General features: G+C 72.9%; 17 protein-coding genes. 6 read left to right on the forward strand and 11 right to left on the reverse strand.

From position 1 onward, the window contains the following. Positions 1–90: 90 nt before the first annotated feature. On the reverse strand, positions 91–1,239 hold the full coding sequence (locus MOV08_RS24460; RefSeq protein ID WP_052286855.1) for a low temperature requirement protein A: 1,149 nt from the start codon (positions 1,237–1,239) through the stop codon (positions 91–93). A 119-nt stretch (positions 1,240–1,358) separates the two neighbouring features. Beyond that, on the reverse strand, positions 1,359–2,390 hold the full coding sequence (locus MOV08_RS24465) for a methyltransferase (protein WP_039635597.1): 1,032 nt from the start codon (positions 2,388–2,390) through the stop codon (positions 1,359–1,361). Positions 2,391–2,651: 261 nt separating this feature from the next. On the opposite strand from MOV08_RS24465, the gene MOV08_RS24470 reads away from it, so the two are divergent. Beyond that, a complete protein-coding gene (locus MOV08_RS24470) occupies positions 2,652–3,905 on the forward strand; it encodes an amidohydrolase (protein WP_039635599.1) in 1,254 nt (417 codons plus the stop codon). Positions 3,906–4,139: 234 nt separating this feature from the next. After that, complete coding sequence (locus MOV08_RS24475; RefSeq protein WP_275311872.1) at positions 4,140–5,240, forward strand: MerR family transcriptional regulator; 1,101 nt, start codon at positions 4,140–4,142, stop codon at positions 5,238–5,240. Between the two features lie 104 nt (positions 5,241–5,344). Here the strand turns inward: MOV08_RS24475 and MOV08_RS24480 are convergent, their stop codons facing one another. The 3 genes from MOV08_RS24480 to MOV08_RS24490 form a co-directional block, all read right to left on the reverse strand. Further along, positions 5,345–6,589, reverse strand: a complete 1,245-nt coding sequence (locus MOV08_RS24480; RefSeq protein WP_039635604.1) for an NAD(P)/FAD-dependent oxidoreductase — start codon at positions 6,587–6,589, stop codon at positions 5,345–5,347. 110 nt (positions 6,590–6,699) lie between these two features. After that, positions 6,700–7,698, reverse strand: a complete 999-nt coding sequence (locus MOV08_RS24485) for a sulfite exporter TauE/SafE family protein (protein ID WP_275308829.1) — start codon at positions 7,696–7,698, stop codon at positions 6,700–6,702. Positions 7,699–7,707: 9 nt separating this feature from the next. Then, on the reverse strand, positions 7,708–8,559 hold the full coding sequence (locus tag MOV08_RS24490; RefSeq protein WP_275308830.1) for a GntR family transcriptional regulator: 852 nt from the start codon (positions 8,557–8,559) through the stop codon (positions 7,708–7,710). Between the two features lie 194 nt (positions 8,560–8,753). On the opposite strand from MOV08_RS24490, the gene MOV08_RS24495 reads away from it, so the two are divergent. The 3 genes from MOV08_RS24495 to MOV08_RS24505 all read left to right on the forward strand — a co-directional run bounded on the left by MOV08_RS24495 (position 8,754) and on the right by MOV08_RS24505 (position 11,677). After that, positions 8,754–10,160: an MBL fold metallo-hydrolase gene (locus tag MOV08_RS24495; protein ID WP_275308831.1), complete on the forward strand. Its 1,407-nt coding sequence runs from the start codon at positions 8,754–8,756 to the stop codon at positions 10,158–10,160. A gap of 432 nt (positions 10,161–10,592) precedes the next feature. Further along, a complete protein-coding gene (locus MOV08_RS24500; RefSeq protein ID WP_275298621.1) occupies positions 10,593–11,084 on the forward strand; it encodes an AMP-binding protein in 492 nt (163 codons plus the stop codon). 350 nt (positions 11,085–11,434) lie between these two features. Then, positions 11,435–11,677: a hypothetical protein gene (locus MOV08_RS24505; RefSeq protein ID WP_039635613.1), complete on the forward strand. Its 243-nt coding sequence runs from the start codon at positions 11,435–11,437 to the stop codon at positions 11,675–11,677. Between the two features lie 39 nt (positions 11,678–11,716). On the opposite strand, the gene mscL is transcribed toward MOV08_RS24505, so the two are convergent. From mscL to MOV08_RS24535, 6 genes are all read right to left on the reverse strand, one after another. Next, positions 11,717–12,220 carry a large conductance mechanosensitive channel protein MscL gene (mscL, locus tag MOV08_RS24510; protein ID WP_275308832.1) on the reverse strand — a complete coding sequence of 168 codons (504 nt, stop codon included), beginning with the start codon at positions 12,218–12,220 and terminating at the stop codon, positions 11,717–11,719. A 417-nt stretch (positions 12,221–12,637) separates the two neighbouring features. Next, the gene (locus MOV08_RS24515; protein ID WP_275308833.1) at positions 12,638–12,829 is read right to left on the reverse strand and encodes a hypothetical protein; all 192 of its coding nucleotides are present in this window, start codon (positions 12,827–12,829) and stop codon (positions 12,638–12,640) included. A 255-nt stretch (positions 12,830–13,084) separates the two neighbouring features. Next, complete coding sequence (locus MOV08_RS24520) at positions 13,085–13,918, reverse strand: S-methyl-5'-thioadenosine phosphorylase (protein ID WP_039635617.1); 834 nt, start codon at positions 13,916–13,918, stop codon at positions 13,085–13,087. A 158-nt stretch (positions 13,919–14,076) separates the two neighbouring features. Next, on the reverse strand, positions 14,077–14,412 hold the full coding sequence (locus tag MOV08_RS24525) for an FmdB family zinc ribbon protein (protein WP_102924341.1): 336 nt from the start codon (positions 14,410–14,412) through the stop codon (positions 14,077–14,079). A gap of 136 nt (positions 14,413–14,548) precedes the next feature. Next, positions 14,549–15,859, reverse strand: a complete 1,311-nt coding sequence (locus MOV08_RS24530; protein WP_275308834.1) for an MFS transporter — start codon at positions 15,857–15,859, stop codon at positions 14,549–14,551. 364 nt (positions 15,860–16,223) lie between these two features. Beyond that, a complete protein-coding gene (locus MOV08_RS24535) occupies positions 16,224–17,759 on the reverse strand; it encodes a potassium/proton antiporter (protein ID WP_275311873.1) in 1,536 nt (511 codons plus the stop codon). Positions 17,760–17,946: 187 nt separating this feature from the next. Here MOV08_RS24535 and MOV08_RS24540 point away from each other — a divergent pair, with 187 nt between their 5' ends. After that, complete coding sequence (locus MOV08_RS24540; protein WP_275308835.1) at positions 17,947–20,712, forward strand: penicillin acylase family protein; 2,766 nt, start codon at positions 17,947–17,949, stop codon at positions 20,710–20,712. Positions 20,713–20,785 lie beyond the last annotated feature (73 nt).

The following is a 20,785-nucleotide window of genomic DNA, read 5'->3' on the forward strand; positions in this document are numbered from 1 at the left end:
CGCGTACGGCCGTTCGGCACGCTTACGGGGGACGGCGCGCGGGCCGGCCACCGCTCACACCCGTAACCGGGATGGGCCGACCGGCGGGCGCTACTCCTCCTCCAGAGCGGTGCCCTGGCGGGCCGTCAGGGTGACGCCCACGGCGACCGTCGCGGCGGCCACCAGGCCCGCCACCGGAACCGCCGCCGGCCCGGCGAACGTACCGGCCAGGATCAACCCGGCGGAGACCGGCAACACCAGCTGCTGGGCCGGTCCGCGCTTCTGGTGGCGGGAGTGGATCAGCCACACCGTGAACATGTAGAGCGCACCCGGCACCGTGACGCAGGCCGCCGCCGCGTAGGCCGGAAGGTGCGCCCGGCCGGACGACTGCTCCACCGCGATCTCGATCCCCGCGCCGATCGCCGCGGCCGAGCAGAACACCAGGTAGTGGCCGTAGCCCCACAGGAACGCCTGGCGGTTGGAGCGGAGGTGGAGGTGGATGGGGACCGCGAAATAGATCCAGTACGCGGCGAAGACCAGCAGGAGGCCGCCGGCCGCGATCGGCAGCAGTGTGCCGAGGTCGTGGTGCTCGTCGAGCGCCGACTGCACCGCCACGGTCGCCGCGGAGACCGTCTCGCCCAGCACGATGATGGTGAACAGGCCGTAGCGCTCGGCGATGTGATGCGGATGCCAGCTGGTCTGCCGGCGGAGTTCGGCGATCACCGGAACCGACAGTTCCAGCGCGCCCATCACCAGGAACACCCACGGGGCGTCGCCCGGCGGCAGGAACAGCAGCGCCAGCCAGCCGACCTGGCAGAGGGCCACCCCGAGGGCGTAGCGGAGGGCGGTACTCCGTTCGGCGCCCCGCGTACCGTGGGCGGCCCGCAGCCACTGGCTGACCAGCGCCAGCCGCATCACCAGGTAGCCGAACCAGACGACGCGGAAGTCGCCGGCACCGAACGCCCGCGGTACCCCGGCGGCCAGGATGAGGACGCCGGAGATCTGGACGAGGGTCACCACCCGGTACAGCGCGTCGTCGGTGTCGTACGCCGAGGAGAACCAGCTGAAGTTGAGCCACGCCAACCAGATGGCGAAGAACAGCATCAGATAGCCGACGACGCCGTGGCCCGGATGGCCCTCGGCGAGGGCGTGCACCAGTTGGCGGCCCGCCTGGGCGACCGCCACGACGAAGCAGAGGTCGAAGAACAGCTCCAGTGGGGTGGCGGCGCGGTGCGCCTCCTCACGACTGCGCGCACGCATCAGAACCGGCACGTTGCCCCAGCCCCTCTCGTCGACCGCTGGTGGGTGGCACTCAGTAGAGCGCGGGGCGGGGACAACGGGGGGCGAGCGGGGCGCGGCGTGTCGTGGGCGGGCGGACCCTAGTCGGCGACCGCCTCGACGATCGAGGGGAAGCCCGTGCTGGGCAGTACCCGGGTCAGGCGGAAACCGGTGGCCGACAGCAGCGCGGCGAATTCGTCCGCGTTCCGCTCTCGGCCGTCCAGGACCGCCAGCATGGCGACGTCCATGGTCTTGCCGAAGTGCGGTGCGTTCCCCGGCGGCAGGACGCAGTCGATGACCAGCAGCCGGCGGCCGGCCGCCATCGCGGCGCGGCAGCTGTGCAGGATGCGGCGGCAGGCGTCGTCCGGCCAGTCGTGCAGGACGTGTTTGAGGACGTAGACGTCGCCGCCCTCGGGGACCGCCGTGAAGAAGTCGCCCTCCTGGGTGCGCCAGCGGCCCTTCAGGTCGTCGGTGTCCAGGAGGTGGTGGGACAGCGGCGGCGCCAGGTCGAAGAGGACGCCGGTCGCCTGCGGGCGGCGGCGGAGCACCGCGCGCAACAGGCCGCCCCGGCCGCCGCCGACGTCGACGACGGTGCCGGCCTCGGGGAACGGATAGGCGGCGGCCACCGCCTCGTCCACCGAGGCGGTCAAGGAGGCCATCCCGTCGTCGAAGAGCGCCCGCTTGGCCGGATCCGACGCCAGATGGGCGAAGAGCGGCGCGCCGAAGAGCCGTTCGAAGGCCGCGTCGCCGTGCCGCACCGTCTCCGGCAGACCGGCGGAGGTCCGGAGGAACAGCTCGTCGGTGAGCATCATGACGGCGGGGTGCAGCGAGTCGGGCACGTCGGTGCGCAGCTGCCGGGCGGCCGGTGTCAGCTGGTACGCGCCCGAGGCGTCCTCGCGGAAGATGCCGCGGGCGGCGAGATAGCGCAGGACGCGGCGCAGGTGCGGGGCGTGGGTGTCGGTGGCGGCTGCCAGTTGTTCGGGGGTGCGCGGGCCCGCGGTGAGGCGGTCGGCGATGCGGTAGTGGGCGGCGGTGCGCAGCGCGGCGGAGAAGAGGTGGCCCATGGCCTGGTCCATGAGGTGGATCGCGAGCTCGCCGGGCTCGTCCTCCGGTCGGGTGGGTGAAGTGGCCAACGTCAGCCTCCGGTCGTCGGCTTGGGCAGACCTGCGCCACGTCGCAGGCACGGTGATCCACGGTTGCAGGCGGGGGCGGTGGTGTCACGGGGGGAGGGGCGGCGACCCGCTGCGTACCGGCCAGGAGGGCGGCCCGGCGGGCGCGGACGAAACCGGGCGCGAAGGGGCACGGAACGCGCCTGGAGCCGGGCGCGGAGCCGGCGGCGGAACCGGGCGCGCCGAGGGGCAGACGGCGGCGCCCGCGCATGGTCGAATGCGCGTATGAGCGACAGTGACATCCCCTTCCCCTCGTCCGTCCTGGAACCGCTCGACGCCCGCCTCGCGGACCTCGTGGCGCTCTACGAAGACCTGCACCGCCACCCCGAACTGGCCTTCCAGGAGACCCGTACGGCCGCGGAGGCGGCCCACCGGCTGACCGCGTACGGCTACGACGTCACGACCGGCATCGGCGGCACCGGCGTCACCGGGGTGCTGCGCAACGGCCCGGGCCCCGTGGTTCTGCTGCGGGCCGACATGGACGCGCTGCCGGTCAGCGAGAACTCCGGGGTGCCGTACGCCTCCACGGTCCCGGGCCGGATGCACGCCTGCGGGCACGACGTCCACGTCACGTGCCTGCTGGGCGCCGCGGACCTGCTCGCCGCGGGGCGGGAGGGCTGGTCGGGAACGCTGGTGGTGCTGTTCCAGCCGGCCGAGGAGGCCGGCAACGGCGCCCGCGCCATGCTCGACGACGGCCTCTACAGCAAGGAGTTGGTGCCCACGCCCGATGTGGTGCTGGCGCAGCACGTCGCCCCGTTCGGCGCGGGGCTGATCGCGTACTGTCCGGGCGCCTGCATGGCCGCCGCGGACAGCCTGGAGATCACCTTCCACGGGACCGGCGGCCACGGGTCGCGGCCGGAGACGACGGTGGACCCGATCCTGATGGCGTCGGCGTTCGTGCAGCGGGTGCAGTCGGTGGTCTCGCGGGAGATCGCCGCGAAGGAGCGGGCGGTGGTCACGGTCGGCGCGTTCCACGCCGGGGACACCGCCAATGTGATCCCGGACCGGGCCGTCGTACGGCTCAGCGTCCGCAGCTTCGACCCGAACGTGCGGACCGCCGTGCTGGCCGCCGTCGACCGGATCGCGCGGGCCGAGGCGGCGGCGTCCGACGCGCCGCGGGAGCCGGAGGTGAAGATCGCCGACTCCTTCCCGGTGACGGTCAACGACACGGCGGTGCTGACCGGGGTCAACGAGGACTTCACCCGGTTCTTCGGCGAGCAGCGGGTGTTCGCGTACGAGCCGGCGACCGGCAGCGAGGACGCGGGACTCCTGGCGAGCGCCGCGGAGGCACCCCTGTACTACTGGTGGTTGGGCGGCTGGGACCCGGACGAGTTCCGCGCCGCGCTGGCCGCCGGGCGGCTGGCCCAGGACATCCCCTCCAACCACTCGCCGCGGTTCGTGCCGGTCGCGCGGCCGACGCTCGCCACGGGCGTGCAGGCGCTGACGGTCGCGGCGCTGAGCCGGCTGGGAGGGAAGTAGCGGGAGCGGGCAGGGCGTCGTCGGGGCGCGGCGGGGCGGTTCCGGGGCCGGTGGCCCGGCCGGTACCCGGCGGCCGTCCGGGGCCTTTGACCTTGTCCCTGGGGGAAGGCCCAGCATCGGTGGGGCCGGGCGCGGTGCCCGGCACGAGGAGGGCGGACGCCGTCCGCCGGTGGCGGGTGCCGGACGCCGATGACGGAGCGCGGCGGAGCCCGCGGTGAACGGGGACAGGACGGGATGGACGCGGTGGACGGGGCGGGCGGGGAACTGCTGACGATCGGGGCGTTCGCACGGGCGTCCCGGCTCTCGCCGAAGGCGCTGCGCCTGTATGACGAGCTCGGTCTGCTGACCCCCGTCCACGTCGACCCCTTGAGCGGCTACCGCCATTACGCCCCGGCCCAGCTGGAGCGCGCCCGGCTGGTCGCCTGGCTGCGCCGGCTCGGCATGCCGCTGGCCGGCATCCGTGAGGTGTGCGAGCTGGCGCCGGGCGCCGCGGCCGGGGCGGTCGCGGCGTACTGGGCGCAGGTCGAGGCCGACGTCGCGGCCCGCCGGGACCTGGCCGCCTTCCTCGTGGACCAGTTGGAACGGAAGGACACCGTGATGACCGAACCCACCTACCCCACGGCCCCGTTGGCGATGCGCTGCGCCGCCCTGACGGATCAGGGACTGGTGCGCGCCGTCCAACAGGACGCGGCCTACGCCGGCCCGCGTCTGCTGGCGGTGGCCGACGGCTACGGCCCCGGTGGGGCCCCGGCCGCCACCGCCGCCATCGAGGCGCTGAAGGTCCTGGAGGACGTGGACCTGACCTCGGCCGACCTGCTGGCCGTCCTGGAGGAGGCGGCCCTGCACGCCCACCGTGCCGCGCGGTCGGCCGGCGAGGAGACCGGCAGCACCCTGACCGCCCTGCTGCGCTCCGGTTCCCGGCTGGGGCTGCTGCACATCGGGGACTCGCGGGCGTACGTCCTGCGGGACTCCGGGCTGTTCCGCATCACCCACGACCACAGCCTGGTGCAGTCCCTCATCGACGAGGGCCGGCTCACGCCCGAGGAGGCGCCGTCGCACCCGCAGCGCGCGCAGCTCCTGCGCTCGCTGGGCGGCGGCGCCGACTTCGCCCCGGACCTGCAACTGCTGGAGGCCCGTCCCGGTGAGCGCTATCTGCTCTGCACCGACGGCCTGGCCGGTGTCGTCCCGCCCGAGGCGATCCAGGAGGCCCTCGCCGGCGCGGCCACCCCGCAGCAGGCCGTCGCCGAGCTGGTCCGGCGCACCCGCGAGGCGGGCGCGCCGGACAACGTGGGGTGCGTGGTGGCGGACGTGGTGGAGGGGGAGGCTGCGGCATAGCAGGGGCGGGCGGGGCGGTGTGGGGCGGGACGTGCGTTGCCGCCCTCGCCCGCCCGCCCCGCCCCGCCCGTACGCCCGTCCCTGCGTCCGTCCTGCACCCGCCCCTACGCCCGTCCCTTCAACATCCCCTGGAAGTAGAGCTGCGGCAGGCCGTAGCGCTTGAGGAACCACATGTCGGTGCGTTCCCGGGTGGTGTCGAGGAACGGGAACGAGGGGGCGGGGCGGAGGTCGTAGTCGAACTCGGCGAGCAGCATCTTGTGCCGTGCCGTGACGAGGGGGCAGGAGGTGTAGCCGTCGTAGCGGGCGGTGGCGGGGCGCCCGCGGAGGCCGGCGAGGAGGTTGGTGACGAGCACCGGGGCCTGCTTGCGCACGGCGGCACCCGTCTTGGACGTCGGGAGGTGCGCCACGTCCCCCAGGGCGAACACCTCGGGGAAATCAGGGTTCTGGAGGGTGTGCGGGTCCGTCTTGACGTACCCGTGGGGGGAGCCCGGGTCGGCCAGCGGGCCGTCGGCGAGCCACCGCGGGGCGCGCTGCGGCGGTACCGCGTGCAGCAGGTCGTAGTGGACGGTCTCGGCGCGGCCGGTGGCGTGGTCGGTGAGGACGGCCGCGCGCTCCGGGCCGTCCAGACGGGTCAGTTCGGTCTGGAGGCGCACCTCTATGCCGTAGCGGCGGGCGGTCTGCTCCAGGGCCCGGGCGAAGACCGGCACCTTGAAGAGGGTGGGTTCCGGGAGGGCGAGAATCGTGCGGATGTTGCCCAGGACGCCGCGCTTGCGCCAGTGGTCGGCGGCCAGGTAGGCGATCTTCTGCGGCGCCCCGCCGCACTTGACCGGCCCGGACGGCATGGTGAACACGGCCGTACCGCTCCGCATCCGGCGGATCAACTCCCAGGTGTACGGCGCGAGATCGGCCCGGTAGTTGCTGCTCACCCCGTCGTGCCCGACGGCCGACGCCAGCCCCGGCACGCCGTCCCAGTCGAGGCTCAGGCCGGGCGCCAGCACCAGCCGCCCGTAGGAGAACACCCGGCCGGTGGCGGTGCTGACCGTACGGGCCACCGGGTCGACGGCGGTGGCGCGCTCGCGCAGCCAGCGCACGCCGGGCGGGATCACCTCGGCCTCGGGGCGCAGCGCGGCCCGCAGCGGCGCCTGGCCGCCGCCGACCAGGGTCCACAGCGGCTGGTACCAGTGCGTCTCGGCGGGCTCCAGCAGGGCGATGTCACGGAGGCCGGCACGGCGTAACCGGGCGGCGACGGTGATGCCCGCGGTGCCGCCGCCGACGATCAGGATCTGGTGGTGGACGGGGGCGGGGGCGGCGCTGGGCGCGGATTCCGCGTCGGTTGCGGGCCGGGTCATGCGGTTCTCCTGACTCCTGGGCGGGATAGGGGCGTTACGGGGGTTATGGGCGATGGGTGATGGGCGAGAGACGGCAAGCGATACGAAAGTTGTCGGGGTGTTCCCGGTGGTCAGAGGCTGGGCAGTGTGGTGGCCGCCATGGCCAGGGCCAGGACGGTGACGAGGGCGGCGAAGGAGGTGGTGAGGGTCTGCGGGCGCAGCTGGCCGGCCAGGCGGTTGCCGAGGCTGCTGCCGGCCGCGGCACAGGCCGCGAGGGTGGCCAGCAGGGGCCAGTCCAGGGATCCGGTGCCGGCCCGGGTGGCCAGCGCGGCACCGGAGTTGATCAGTATCACCAGCAGCGAGGTGCCGACGGCGACCGGCATCTCCAGGCCGAGGACGAGGGTGAGGGCCGGTACGACGACGAAGCCGCCGCCCACCCCGAAGAAGCCGGTCAGCAGCCCCACCGCGGAGGCGGTCACGACGGTACGGAGCGGCCGGGTGCGGTGGGAGCCGGCGCCGGAGTCGCGGGAGGCACGCGCGGCCGTGCGCCGCCCTGAGGACGTGCGCACCGCGTCCCATAAGGACACCGCCCCCGTCGCCCACTCCCGCGGCCTCTTGGACCTCTCTGGCCTCTTTGACCTCTTTGACCTCTCCGGCTCCGCTGGCCTTACCGACCCCGCTGCCGTCGCTGTCCCTGCCGCCCCCGCTGCCGCCACGGCCCCCGTCTCCTCCGCAGCGGCCCGTCGGCCGTCGCGGTTGCCACGGTTGCCGCGCATCACCATCCCCACCGCCACCACCAGCATCAGCCCCGAGAACGCCGCCATCAGGACCCCGGGGGGCACGGACGCGCTCCAACGGGAGCCGGTGAAGCTGCCCGCCGTTCCCAGGGCGCCGAACGCGGCGCCCGCGACCCAGCGGACCCGGCCCGCACGGGCGTGGCAGGCCAGACCGCTGACCGCGCCGACCGCGACGACCACCAGGGCCCCCGCCGTCGCCGCGTGCGGGGACTGCCCCAGCAGATAGACCAGCGCCGGCACCGCCAGCACCGAACCGCCGCCGCCGAGCGCACCCAGCAGCAGCCCGATCAGCAGCCCGCAGGGCAGCGCCGTCACGGCTATGAGAACGGACACGGCGGCCGGCTACGCGGACGGCGCCGCGGCGCGCGGCGCGAGGGCGACCGCCCGGCTGGCATCGGACCACTCGGCGACGAACGCGAAGCGGTCGCCGCGGACCACCGTCTCGCGCCACTCCACCGGCCGCTCCCCGGCCCGCCCGATCCGTTCGATGGCGAACGCCGCCTCCCGGTCGGCCAGTCCGAGCAACCACGCCTGCCGGATGTCCGGCAGGAACGGAGCGATCCGCTCCCGCCCGCCGTTCACCTTCACCCCGCAGCGCCGGGACAGTTCGCCGTAGAGGGAGGTGTGTCCGAAATCGGTCGCCAGCAGGGGCTCGGCGAGGTCCGCCGGGAGATACGCGGTGTCGTGGGCGAGCGGTTCGCCGTCCGCGAGCCGCAGCCGTTCCAGGACGACCAGCGGTGCGTCCGGGACCAGCCCCAGGTGGCCGGCGACCGTCGCGTCCGCGGTCCGCTCCAGCCGCAGCACCTCGCTGCGCTGCTCCACACCCTGGGCCTCCAGGTCGCGGAAGAGGCTGTAGAGGGAGCCGAGCGGCTGCTGTATGCGACGGGCGTCGAGGCGGCTGGCGCGCCCGCGCTCGGCGATCACCAGGCCGTCGGCGCGCAGTTTGCGCAGCGCCTCCCGGACGGTGTGCCGGCTGACCTCGTACTCGCCCGTCAGCCGGTGCTCTGCCGGGAACTCCTCGGTGAACGCCCCGGCTTCCATCCGGCGGCGCAGATCGGCCAGCAGCTGCGCCCACAGGGGCAGCGGGTCGCCGCGGTCCAACGGGCGTGGCCCGTAAGGGGCGTGGTCGCCGTCGGCGCCGTGCGGGCTCATCCGGCCGTGCGCGCCCGGTGGTTCGGGCTGGGGCGGCGTCATGTCGGTCCTCTCGTCCGTCGTCCGGCCTGCGGGGGGGGCTCAGCTTGTCCCCTGCCGGCCGGGTACTTAATGTACGTACATCCGTGCATCCGCACAACGGAGCGATATGCACGGTGCATTCAGCCGCCCACGCTCCCAGCCCGAGCGGGCCGACCCGCCGCTCACGGGCGCCGCGCACCCCTGGAGGCCCGACCGTGCACTTCGCGCAGTACTACCTCGACTGCCTGTCCCAGGCGTCGTATCTGATCGGCGATCAGAGCACCGGACGCGCCGTTCTCGTCGACCCGCGCCGCGACATCGACGCGTACCTGGCCGACGCCGAAGCGGCCGGCCTGCGCATCGAACTCGTCATCGAGACCCACGTTCACGCCGACTTCCTCTCCGGGCACCTGGAGACGGCCCGGGCCACCGGAGCCGAGATCGCCTTCGGCGCCGCCGCCGAAACCGGCTTCCCGATACGGCGGTTACACGACGGCGAACGCATCTGCCTGGGCGCCGATCCGGAAGCGCGCCCCGGGGCGGAGTCCGGGGTGACGCTCACGGTCCTCGCCACCCCCGGCCACACCCTGGAATCCATCTGCCTGGTCGTCCGGGAGGACCCCGACGACGAGCCGTTCGGCGTGCTGACCGGCGACACCCTCTTCATCGGTGACGTCGGCCGCCCCGATCTGCTCTCCGCCGCCGGACACTCCCCGCAGGACATGGCCGCGCGCCTCTACCGTTCCCTGCACACCAAACTGCTGCCCCTCCCGGACGCGACCCGGATCTTTCCCGCCCACGGCGCCGGTTCGGCCTGCGGCCGCAGCATCTCCACCGAGACCAGCTCCACCCTCGGCGACCAGCGCCGCCTCAACTACGCGCTCCAGCCCATGACACAGGACGCCTTCGTCCGACTGGTCACCGCCGAACAGCCCGCCACCCCCGGCTACTTCGCGCACGACGCGGCCCTCAACCGCGACGGCCACCCCCTACGGGACCCGGCCCCGCCCGCCGCGCTCACCCTGGACGAGGCGCTCGCCGCCCGTGACGAACACGGCGCCGCCCTGCTCGACTGCCGCCCGGCCGCCGACTACGCCCGCGCCCACCTCGTCGGCTCCCTGAACGCCGGACTGGACACCCGGTTCGCGGAGTACGCCGGCAGCGTGGTGGCCCCCGGCACACCGATCGTCCTCCTCGCCGCCCCCGGAACGGAGCACGAGGCCCGCCTCCGCCTCGGCCGCATCGGCTACGACCGGGTCCTCGGCCATCTCCCCGACCTCGCCGGTGCCCTGGCGGGCGCCCCCGAACTCACCCGCCGCAGCAACCGCCTGCACGTCTCGGACCTGCTCGCACGCCTGCCGCTGGACCCGGTGGCCGGCGCCCAGCTGATCGACGTCCGCAATCCGGCCGAGTACGCGACGGGCGCGCTGCCCGGCGCCCGCAACATCCCGCTGGCCGCCCTGCTCGACCGGCTCGACGAGCTGGACCCCACCCGCCCGGTCATCCTCTACTGCCGCAGCGGCAACCGCTCGGTGGTCGCCGCGGCACTCCTGGAGGCCCACGGCTTCGCCGAGGTGAGCGACGTGTCCGGCGGATACGCCGCGTACGCCGAGGCCGCCTGACCCCGGGGGAGGGCTCCCGGCCCTCCCCCCCCGAGAGCACCGCCCCGAGAGCACCGCCCCGAGAGCACCGCCCCGAGGGCCGGCGCGCGCCGCGCCCAACGGCCGGGCGGGGGAATTCCGTTCACCGGAGCCACGGACCAGGCGTCGGCGACCCGCCTCCCACAGATACGCCTGCGGACATGCAGAAACGCAGGCGTATCCGTGGAAGGTGCGCAGGGGAGGGATGAAGTGCACCGGACCGGGGCAGGAAGAGGCGGGAGCGTGCCGCGCTACCGTGCGGAGTGCGAGAAGAGGCCGGTCACCGGCCCCGCGGAGCCGTACGGAGCCGAGACGGCCGTACAGCGGACGTTCAGCGAACGTTGATCGCCGCTCTCCATGCTGAGGCGCATGTTGCGCAGTGTGATCTCAGAGCCTGTAGAGGACGACCGGGACGTGCAAGGGCCCGATGCGTCGCAGATCGCCCTTACCTGGAGCGGAGAGCCGGGCCGCTTAGAAGAGCTGACGCACGGCATGCTCCTGGATCAGGCCGCACGGGCGGCGGCGGCGCTCACCCGCCTCGGGGTGCGGGCCGGCGACCGGGTCGCGGTGCACCTGCCGCTGGTGCCCGAGTCGGTGATCGCCACCCTCGCCTGCGGCAGACTGGACGCGATACGCACCACGCTGCCGGTGTCGCTGACCATCCCCGAACTCGCCGCGCGCCTACGGGAGTCGGGAGCCCGGGTGCTGATCACGGCGGACGCGGCGTTCTGGGACGGGTCCGTGCGGCCGGTGAAGCCGGTCCTGGACCATGCGCTGGCGCGGAGCGCCGCCATCGACGCGAGCCGCCTGCCGCACACCGTGCTGGTGGTGAACCGCTGCTCGCGCCCGGTCTCCTGGAAGCCCGGCCGCGACCGGTGGTGGCACGAGGAGCTCGCCGAGGACTGACCCCCGCGCGCACCACTCCGCTGCACCACCCGACGGGCCGTGCGCCGCGGGCGCTCCTAGCGTGGGCCTTCCCACCCCCTACGGAAGCCCGGTAGCCATGTCGCACCGCAACGCCCGTGGTCATCACCCCCACCCGCACCCCCTGCCGCTCCCCGGTTCCGAGCGCGGGCGGCCGCTCGGGCGGGGGCGCGCCGAGCACGGGCCGCCCACCCGCCCGCACGCTGCGCACCGTCCCCACCCGATACCGACCCACGAGAACGGCGGCCGGGGCTCCTAGGGCGCTCCTGACGGATCAGGGTCGGACAGGGTGTGCCGCTCGGGCCGTGCGGTCCCGCCCGTACCCTGAAGGGGTGAGCACCACCTCCCCGTCGCAGCCCGAGCCCGAGCCGACCGCCCGCGGCAGTCGGGACACCCCCGCCGCCCAGGACGCGGCCCCGGCGCCCACGGCCGCCGCCGCCTTGATCTTCGACGACCCGCTGAGCCAGCAGTCCGCGGACGACACCGACCGCGGTTGGGGCGAGCGGCCGACCGCCGCGGGCAGCGCCGCCGACCTGGCCCGCTTCCTCGACGAAAAGCCGCCCCACCACCTCTGAGCGAGGCGACGGGGCGGCGAGGGCCGGCCGGAGCGCCCGCTACTGCTGGGTCTTCTGCGTGATGATGGCCGCCGCGGCCGCCCCGGGAGCGGCCGAGGTGCCGTTGCGCTGGGCGATCAGGGCGTCCCGGATCTCGGTGAGCAGTTCGATCTCGGTCGGGGCCGCCGGAGCGTCCTCGACCGGCTTCTTGGCGTCCTGACGGGCCTTCCACTTGTTCATCGGCAGGATCATGAGGAAGTAGACGACGCCCGCGGTGATCAGGAAGGTCAGCGCCGCGCTGAGCACCGAGCCCCACAGGACGTAGATGCCGTCCACGTACAGGCCGGTCTTCTTGTCCACCGAGCAGGTGCTGAGGCAGGTCTGGTAGTTGTCGAGGTTCTTCGAGCCGAAGGCACCGACGATCGGGTTGATGACGCCCTTGACGACCGCGTTGACGATGCTCGTGAACGCCGCACCGACGACGACCGCCACCGCGAGTTCGATGACGTTGCCGCGCATCAGGAAATCCTTGAACCCCTGAAGGACGCTCTTGTTCTCGCTCACCTGACAGCCTCTTTCCACGCTTGCTCTGGACGGTGCACCGACAATCAGCACCGCAACTTACGGCAGGGCGGGGCGCGGGTGTCCAATCACGCAACACGAACCGGCGATCGACCAGAGCGTCAGTGCGGAGAGCCGGCCGGGAGCGACGGACCGGGGGGACCGGGCCGTGCCGAGGCCGGATCGCAGGAGGCGGAGGTGCGGCCGGGCGGGATCGGGGAGCCGCCGGGGAACGGCGGACCCGGCCGCTCGGCGGAGTCCTCGCGGCGGTGATGGGTGCGGCGGTGCCGATAACGGCATCGGTATCGGTGGTGCGGGCGCGCCCTCGGGACGGGCGCGCGGCAGGTGCCCCGCCACTCGGAGAAGTCTCGCGGCCCGGAGCGGGAGACGCCACTCGATCTTGACGCGTACCCGGCATCGTCATCGCTCCCCGCACCCCGCCGCGGCGGGGTGGGCGACGGGGGCGGACGCGGTGCGGGCGGGGCCGTGCGTCAGGCCGGTGGCCAGTGCTGCGGCGGTCGTTGCCAGCGCGGCGGCGAGCAGGCGCCGGCGTCCCGCCCCGCGCCATCGGGCGCGGACGCCGCCCGGGCGGACAGGGACGAAGTGGGGCACTTCACACCGCGGGGGTGCGGGAAGGGACGGGGTCGGGGTGGGGAAGGGCATGGTCGTCACCGCCTGTGGTGCGGAAAGCGGGACCGACGTTCGGACCCGGCGATCACCACCGTGCCGCACATCGCCGCGACCCGCTCCGGCCTGTGGACGGCCCCACGGTTGTGGACAACTCCGTCACCCGGCAGGGGGTGGCAGCTGCCGCCCCGCCCCGACCAGGGCCGGCCCCGCCCCAGCGGAAGCCGCCCCCCCCGGCCGCTACGGCAGGTCTATCCCCAGATCCCACCCCTGGTGCGCGTCCGTGCACAGGCAGGCGCGTTCGGTGGTGGCGGGCAGCGCGGCGACGGTGTCGAAGAGGACCTCGCGCAGCCGGCTGATGTTCTCGCCGAAGACCTTGAGGACCTCCTCGTGGGAGACGCCCTCGCCGGTCTCGGTGCCCGCGTCCAGGTCGGTGACCAGGGTCAGCGAGGTGTAGCACAGGCTCAGCTCGCGGGCCAGGACGGCCTCGGGGTGACCGGTCATGCCGACCACCGACCAGCCCTGGGCGGCGTGCCAGCGCGACTCGGCGCGGGTGGAGAAGCGCGGGCCCTCGATCACCACGAGGGTGCCGCCGTCGACCGGCTCCCAGTCCCGGCCGCGGGCGGCGGCGAGGGCGGCCTGGCGGCCGGCGGGGCAGTACGGGTCGGCGAAGGTCAGGTGGACGACGTGGGGAACGCTGCCGTCCGGGCGCGGTATGCCGTCGAAGTACGACTGGACGCGGGACTTGGTGCGGTCCACGAGCTGGTCGGGGACGAGCAGCGTGCCGGGGCCGTACTCGGGTCGCAGCCCGCCCACCGCGCACGGCCCGAGGACCTGCCGCACGCCGACGGAGCGCAGCGCCCAGAGGTTGGCGCGGTAGTTGATGCCGTGCGGCGGCAGGTGATGCCCGCGGCCGTGCCGGGGCAGGAACGCGACCGAACGGCCGGCGATCTCGCCGAGGAACAGGGAATCGCTGGGGCGCCCGTAGGGGGTGTCCACAGTGATCTCGGTCACGTCGTCCAGGAAGGAGTAGAACCCCGACCCGCCGATAACGCCAATCTCCGCGTCAGCCATGCGGTCACACTATCGGGGCGCGACGGCGGCCCGCCGGTGACCCGGTGGATCGGCTGCGGGCCGGGGAACGCAGCGGGCCCCGCCGCTCCCTGGTGGGGAGTGGCGGGGCCCGGAGGTCCGGTGGCCGGTGCCGCTGTGAGGCCGACCGTCGGCGCAGGTCAGGCGGCGGAGCCGGTGCTCGCCGAGGCCGTCGACTTGCTGTCCGAGGACGAAGCGGACGACGTCGAGGACGAGGAGGACGCCGAGGACGAGGACGTCGAGGAGGTGGAGCCGCTCGACGACGTGGAGCTGCTGGCCGGGCTGCTGCTGGACGACGAGCCGCGGCTGTCGTTGCGGTAGAAGCCGGAGCCCTTGAAGACGATGCCGACCGCCGAGAACACCTTCTTGAGGCGTCCGTTGCAGCTGGGGCACTCGGTGAGCGCGTCGTCGGTGAACTTCTGCACGGCCTCAAGGCCCTCGCCGCACGCGGTGCACTGGTACTGGTAGGTCGGCACTTGACTTCCTCCTGGCACTCTCACTCATTGAGTGCTAACGACGCTCCATCTTGCAGTATTCCGGCGCATCAGTCCACCGTGAACGCTGCACGGTGACCGACTCCACGCCCGGCCCCGGACCCGGTTCCACGCCCGTTCAGGCGCGGCTCAGCTCGCGTTCCCGCTCGTCGGCGACGGTCTCCGCGGGGGCCTCGGCGCCGGTGTCGGCGGCAGCCGCCGACCCGGTGACCACCTTCGAGGGCCGGGGCGCCAGGTAGGCCCGCAGGGAGAGCAGCACCACCAGGGCCAGCGCCGTGCCGGCCAGCGGCACCAGGAAGCCGGAGCTCGGGCCGAAGCGGTCCGCCAGCTGGCCGGCGGCGGTGGCCGCAGCCGCCTGGCCCAGCGCCACCGCACCGGTCAGCCAGGTGAACGCCTCGGTCCGGGCGGTGGCCGGGACCAGGGACTCGACGAGGGTGTAGCCGGTGATCAGCGCCGGGGCGATGCACAGGCCGACGACCAGGCCGACGGCGCCCAGCAGCGGCACCGCGGTCACCGCCCACAGCGGGGTGGTGGCCAGCGCCAGCAGACCGTAGGCGACCAGCAGCCGGCGGCGCGGGCCGACCTTCCAGGCGATCGCGCCGCAGGCGATGCCGGCGAGCATGTTGCCGCCCGCGAAGATCCCGTAGAGGACGCCGTTGATGCCGGGCTGGCCGATGTGCTCGGTGAGCGCGGTCAGCGAGACCTGCATGCCGCCGAAGACCGAGCCGATGCCGAGGAACGCCACGATCAGCACCCGCACGCCGGGGACGGACAGCGCCGAGACGCGCGGGTGGTCGTCCGACGAGCCGCGGTGGACGGGCGGCTGGGTGCGCCGCTGGGAGGCGAACAGCAGGCCGCCGGCCAGCGTCAGCACGGCCTCGGCGACCAGGCCGGCGGCCGGGTGGACGCCAGTGCACAGCGCGGTCGCCAGCACCGGGCCGACGACGAAGGTGAACTCGTCGGTCACCGACTCGAAGGCGGCGGCGGTGGGCATCAGCGGGCTGCCGCCCAGCTTCGTCGCCCAGCGGGCCCGCACCATCGGGCCGACCTGCGGTGTCGAGGCGCCCGTGGGGACGGCGACGGCGAGCAGCGCCCACAGGGGGGCGTGGGCGAGGGCCAGGGCGATCAGGGCGCAGACGCCGGCGACGTGCACCAGGATGCCGGGGATCAGCACCGTGCGCTGACCGAACCGGTCGGCGAGCTTGCCGCTCTGCGGGGCGAACAGCGCCATCGAGACGCCGGTGGCGGCGGAGACCGCGCCGGCGGTGCCGTAGGAGCCGGTGGTGGACTGGACGAGCAGGACGATGCCGATCGTCAGCATCGCGAACGGCTGCCGGGCCAGAAAGCCGGGCAACACGAAGGTCCATGCGCCGGGCGTGCGCAACAGTTGACCGTAACCGGGACGGGAGTCCTTGACCGCGGATGCCACGGCCGGGCCTTTCTGCCGCCTGGTAGCGCTGCCCCGCGAGGTCGTCACGGGTACGCGCCGAGAGCTGTCCTCTCGCGCAGGACCGAGTGATACCGCGTGGTCCACACCCGGGAAAGGTGGCTGCGTGTGGCAGGGGACCGCGGCCGCCGAGCGGTCGCGCCAGCTCTGCGTCAGGCAGAGTTGGTTCGTGATCCGTACAAATTTCCGTCTCGATTGTACAGGCCGGATGCAATGAAGCCCTGGGATTAACCAGGGCTTCACGCAGTTTTCCTTGGTATCTCTGGAGAGATAGCGCACATTCGGCGTCCGGCCGGGCAAGCCGGGCGGCGCGTGGGCGGGTGCGGGCGGGCCGGGGCCCGCCGCCTCACCCCACCTCGCGCCGCCGGCCGCGCTTCTCCTGGGGCTGCTGCGGTGCGCCGGTCCCCAGCCAGCCGGCCAGCTTGCCGCCCTGGGACACCGCCTGCAGCCGCCGCTCGGCCACGTCCCGCACCGGGTCGGTGGCCACCACCAGCAGCTCGTCGCCGCGCCGCAGCACCGTCGTCGGGGAGGGCACGAAGCTGGTGCCGTCCCGGACGACGAGGGTGACCGCGGCACCCGCCGGCATCCGCAGCTCGCCGACCTCCACGCCGTGCATCAGGGAGGTGGGGCCTATGGACGTGGACAGCAGATGGCCGCGCAGCCGCTCCAGCGGGGCCGACTCGATGCCCAGGTCGGCGGGCTCCTCGCCCTCGCCGAGCCGCAGCCGCCGGGCCAGCCACGGCAGCGTCGGGCCCTGGATCAGGGTGTAGACCACGACCAGGACGAAGACGATGTTGAAGACCGTCTCGCTGCCGGGGACGTCGCCCACCATCGGGATGGTGGCCAGCACGATCGGCACCGCGCCGCGCAACCCGGCCCAGGACAGCAGGGTCTTCTCCTGCCACGGCACCCGGAAGGGCAGCAGCGAGGAGAAGACGGACAGCGGGCGGGCGACCAGCGTCAGGATCATGCCGATGAGCAGCGCGGGCACGATGTCGTCGAGCAGGTTGTGCGGGGTGACCAGCAGACCCAGCAGGACGAACATGCCGATCTGGCCGATCCAGCCGACCCCCTCGGCGAAACCGCGGGTGGCCGGGGCGTGCGGCAGCTTGGCGTTGCCGAGGACGACCGCGGCCAGGTAGACGGCGAGGAAGCCGGAACCGTGCGCCAGCGCGCCGGCCGCGTAGGCGGAGACCGCGATGGCCATCACCGCGATCGGATAGAGGCCGGAGGCGGGCAGCGCCACGTGCCGCATGCCGTACGAGCCGATCCAGCCGATGGCCAGGCCGATGGCGGCGCCGATCGCCAGCTCCAGCGCTATCTCGCCGAGCAGGACGTACCAGTGTTCGGTGGGTCCGGCGGTGGAGAAGGCCACGACGAGGATGACCACCGGGGCGTCGTTGAAGCCGGACTCGGCTTCCAGGACACCCGTCAGACGGGACGGCAGGGGCACGCTGCGCAGGACGGAGAAGACGGCCGCGGCGTCCGTGGACGAGACCACCGCGCCGATCAGCAGCGCCTGGCGCCATTCGAGTCCGGCGAGGTAGTGCGCGCCGGCCGCGGTGACCCCCACGCTCACCGCGACGCCGACCGTCGAGAGCATCGCGGCTTGGGGCAGGGCTGGTTTGATCTCCTTCCACTTGGTGCCCAGGCCGCCCTCGGCGAGGATCACCACCAGGGCGGCATAGCCGAGGAGTTGGGTCAGTTCGGCGTTGTCGAAGATGACGCCGCCGACGCCGTCCTGCCCCATCGCGATGCCTATCCCCAGGTAGATGAGCAGGCTGGGGAGCCCGCTGCGCGAGGAGAGCCGTACCGCGGCGACTGCGACGAGCAGTACGAGCGAGCAGATCAGCAGGAGTTCGTTGAGGTGTTCGACAGTCAGGAGCTGATCCTTCCTCGCGCCTCAGTCGGTGTGGGCTGGTTGTCCTTACCGTATCTAGTTACTGACTCTAACAATTTACCATTGCTTGAAAGTTTAATGTGCCCGGCGCTGACTCCGCGTAGGGGTCCTCAAACCGGTGCGCCTATGGTTGCTCCAGCACTCCCACCCTGCCCCTCGAAGGACAGAGATGCCCGCCAACAAGTCCGGTCCAGCCCCCAAAAAGAAGAAGGGGCGGCGCGGCCGCCTCGTCGCGCTCACGGTCGTGCTGCTGCTCGTGGCGGGCATCGGCTTCGGCGCGTACTGGGGCGTCAGTACCGTTCGCGCCTCCTTCCCGGAGACCACGGGGTCGCTCAAACTCCCGGGCCTGACCGACCCGGTGGACGTCGTCCGTGACGCCAACGGCATCCCGCAGATCTACGCCGACACCGACGAGGACCTCTTCCGCGCCCAGGGCTACGTCCAGGCCCAGGACCGCTTCTGGGAGATGGACGTCCGCCGCCACATGACGGCCGGTCGGCTCTCCGAGATGTTCGGCGCGAGCCAGGTCAAGAGCGACGAGTTCCTGCGCACCCTCGGCTGGCACCAGGTGGCGCAGAAGGAATACGACACCAAGCTCTCGGCCACCACCAAGAAATACCTCCAGGCGTACTCCGCCGGTGTCAACGCCTACCTCAAGGACCACCAGGGCTCCGAGCTCTCCCTGGAATACGCCGCGCTCGGCTTCACCAACGACTACAAGCCCGAGCCCTGGACCCCGGTCGACTCGGTGGCGTGGCTCAAGGCGATGGCCTGGGACCTGCGCGGCAACATGCAGGACGAGATCGACCGGTCCCTGATGACCAGCCGGTTCACCCCGCAGCAGATCGCGCAGCTCTACCCGGAGTACCCGTACCAGCGGAACCGGCCGATCGTCGACGGGGGCAGCGTCGACCCGGCCACCAAGGAGTTCGACCCCAAGGGCACCAGCACCGGCGGCACCGGGACGGGCGGCACCGGCACCGGGACCGGCGGCACGGGCGCGGGGGCCGGCGCCCGGTCCACCCGCGGCGCCACCACCGGGATCCAGACGCAGCTGTCCTCGCTGTCGAAGACCCTCGAACAGGTCCCGGCGCTGCTCGGCCCCAACGGCAACGGCATCGGCTCCAACTCCTGGGTCGTCTCCGGGGACCACACCACCACCGGCAAGCCGCTGCTCGCCAACGACCCGCACCTGGCACCGCAGATGCCCTCGCTCTGGTACCAGATGGGCCTGCACTGCCGCACCACCGGCCCCAAGTGCAACTACGACGTGGCCGGCTTCACCTTCTCCGGGATGCCCGGCGTCGTCATCGGCCACAACCAGGACATCTCCTGGGGCATGACCAACCTGGGCGCCGACGTCACCGACCTCTACCTGGAGAAGATCAACGCCGACGGCTACCTGTACGACGGCAAGCAGCAGCCGTTCCTCACCCGCCAGGAGACCATCAAGGTCGCCGGCGGCGAGAGCCGCAAGATCACCGTCCGGTCCACCAACAACGGCCCGATCATCTCCGACCGCGACGACGAGCTGGCCGGGGTCGGCAAGGACGCCCCGGTCGCCGACGGCGCCCCCGACCGCGGCGACGGTTACGCCGTCTCGCTGCGCTGGACCGCGCTGACCCCCAGCAAGTCCATGGACGCCATCTTCGAGCTCGACCGCGCCAAGGACTGGACCGGCTTCCGCAAAGCCGCGGCCGGCTTCGAGGTCCCCTCGCAGAACCTCATCTACGCCGACACCAAGGGCAACATCGGCTACCAGGCCCCCGGGCAGATCCCGGTCCGCGGCAAGGGCGACGGCACCTACCCGGCGCCCGGCTGGGACCCCGCCTACCAGTGGAAGGGCTACGTCCCGCAGAGCGCCCTGCCGTACGAGTACAACCCCAAGCGCGGCTTCATCGTCACCGCCAACCAGGCCGTCATCAACGAGAAGTACCCGTACCTGATCACCAAGGACTGGGGCTACGGCGCCCGCAGCCAGCGGATCAGCGACCTGATCGAGTCCAAGATCAAGGACGGCGGCAAGGTCTCCACCGACGACATGCAGTCCTTCCAGAAGGACAACAGCAGCGAGATCGCCCGCCTGCTGACGCCCTACCTGACGAAGATCGACATCCAGGACAAGTACGTCCGCGACGCCCAGCAGCTGCTCAACGGCTGGGACTTCACCCAGGAGCCCGACTCCGCCGCGGCCGCCTACTTCAACGCCGTCTGGCGCAACACCCTCAAGCTCGCCTTCGGCAACAAGATGCCCAAGGAGCTGCGGGTCGAGGGCCAGTGCCTCTACGTCCGCCCGGCCAGCGACACCGGCCCGGCCGACGACCAGAACAAGCTGGTCCGCGAGTGCGGCCAGCGGGCCGGCGACACCGCCCAGCCCGACGGCGGCGACCGCTGGTACGAGGTCGTCCGGAACATCCTCGACGACCCGAACAACGCCTGGTGGAAGACCGAGGACCGGCCCGGCCACCCCGGCCTGAAGAACCGCGACCAGCTCCTCGCCCAGGCCATGAAGGACGCCCGCTACGAGCTGACCTCCAAGCTCGGCAAGAACATCGACAACTGGACCTGGGGCCGCCTGCACCAGATGGACCTCAAGAACCAGACCCTCGGCAAGGAGGGGCCGGGCTTCCTCCAGGACCTGCTCAACCGCGGGCCCTGGAACCTCGGCGGCGGCGAGGCCGCGGTCGACGCCACCGGCTGGAACGCCGCCGGCGGCTACAAGGTGACCTGGGTCCCGTCCATGCGGATGGTGGTCAACCTCGCCGACCTCGACAAGTCCCGCTGGATCAACCTCACCGGCGCCTCCGGGCACGCCTACCACGCCCACTACTACGACCAGACCGACAAGTGGGCCAAGGGCGAGCTGCTGCCCTGGGCGTTCAGCGAGGACGCCGTGAAGAAGGCCGGGCAGGACACCCTGACCCTGTCGCCGTAACGGGCGGCGGAAGCACACCGCGTCGGGCGGGCCGGACTCCTCCGGCCCGCCCGACGGCGTTTCACGTGAAACA

It is taken from the genome of Streptomyces yunnanensis (assembly GCF_029011865.1).
Lineage (GTDB): Bacteria > Actinomycetota > Actinomycetes > Streptomycetales > Streptomycetaceae > Streptomyces > Streptomyces yunnanensis.

Coding starts and splice junctions, on each gene's coding strand:
- MOV08_RS24460 (WP_052286855.1), bottom strand. CDS start 1,239: ATGCGTGCGCGCAGTCGTGAGGAGGCGCACCGCGCCGCCACCCCACTG.
- MOV08_RS24470 (WP_039635599.1), top strand. CDS start 2,652: ATGAGCGACAGTGACATCCCCTTCCCCTCGTCCGTCCTGGAACCGCTC.
- MOV08_RS24475 (WP_275311872.1), top strand. CDS start 4,140: ATGGACGCGGTGGACGGGGCGGGCGGGGAACTGCTGACGATCGGGGCG.
- MOV08_RS24480 (WP_039635604.1), bottom strand. CDS start 6,589: ATGACCCGGCCCGCAACCGACGCGGAATCCGCGCCCAGCGCCGCCCCC.
- MOV08_RS24490 (WP_275308830.1), bottom strand. CDS start 8,559: ATGACGCCGCCCCAGCCCGAACCACCGGGCGCGCACGGCCGGATGAGC.
- MOV08_RS24520 (WP_039635617.1), bottom strand. CDS start 13,918: ATGGCTGACGCGGAGATTGGCGTTATCGGCGGGTCGGGGTTCTACTCC.
- MOV08_RS24540 (WP_275308835.1), top strand. CDS start 17,947: ATGCCCGCCAACAAGTCCGGTCCAGCCCCCAAAAAGAAGAAGGGGCGG.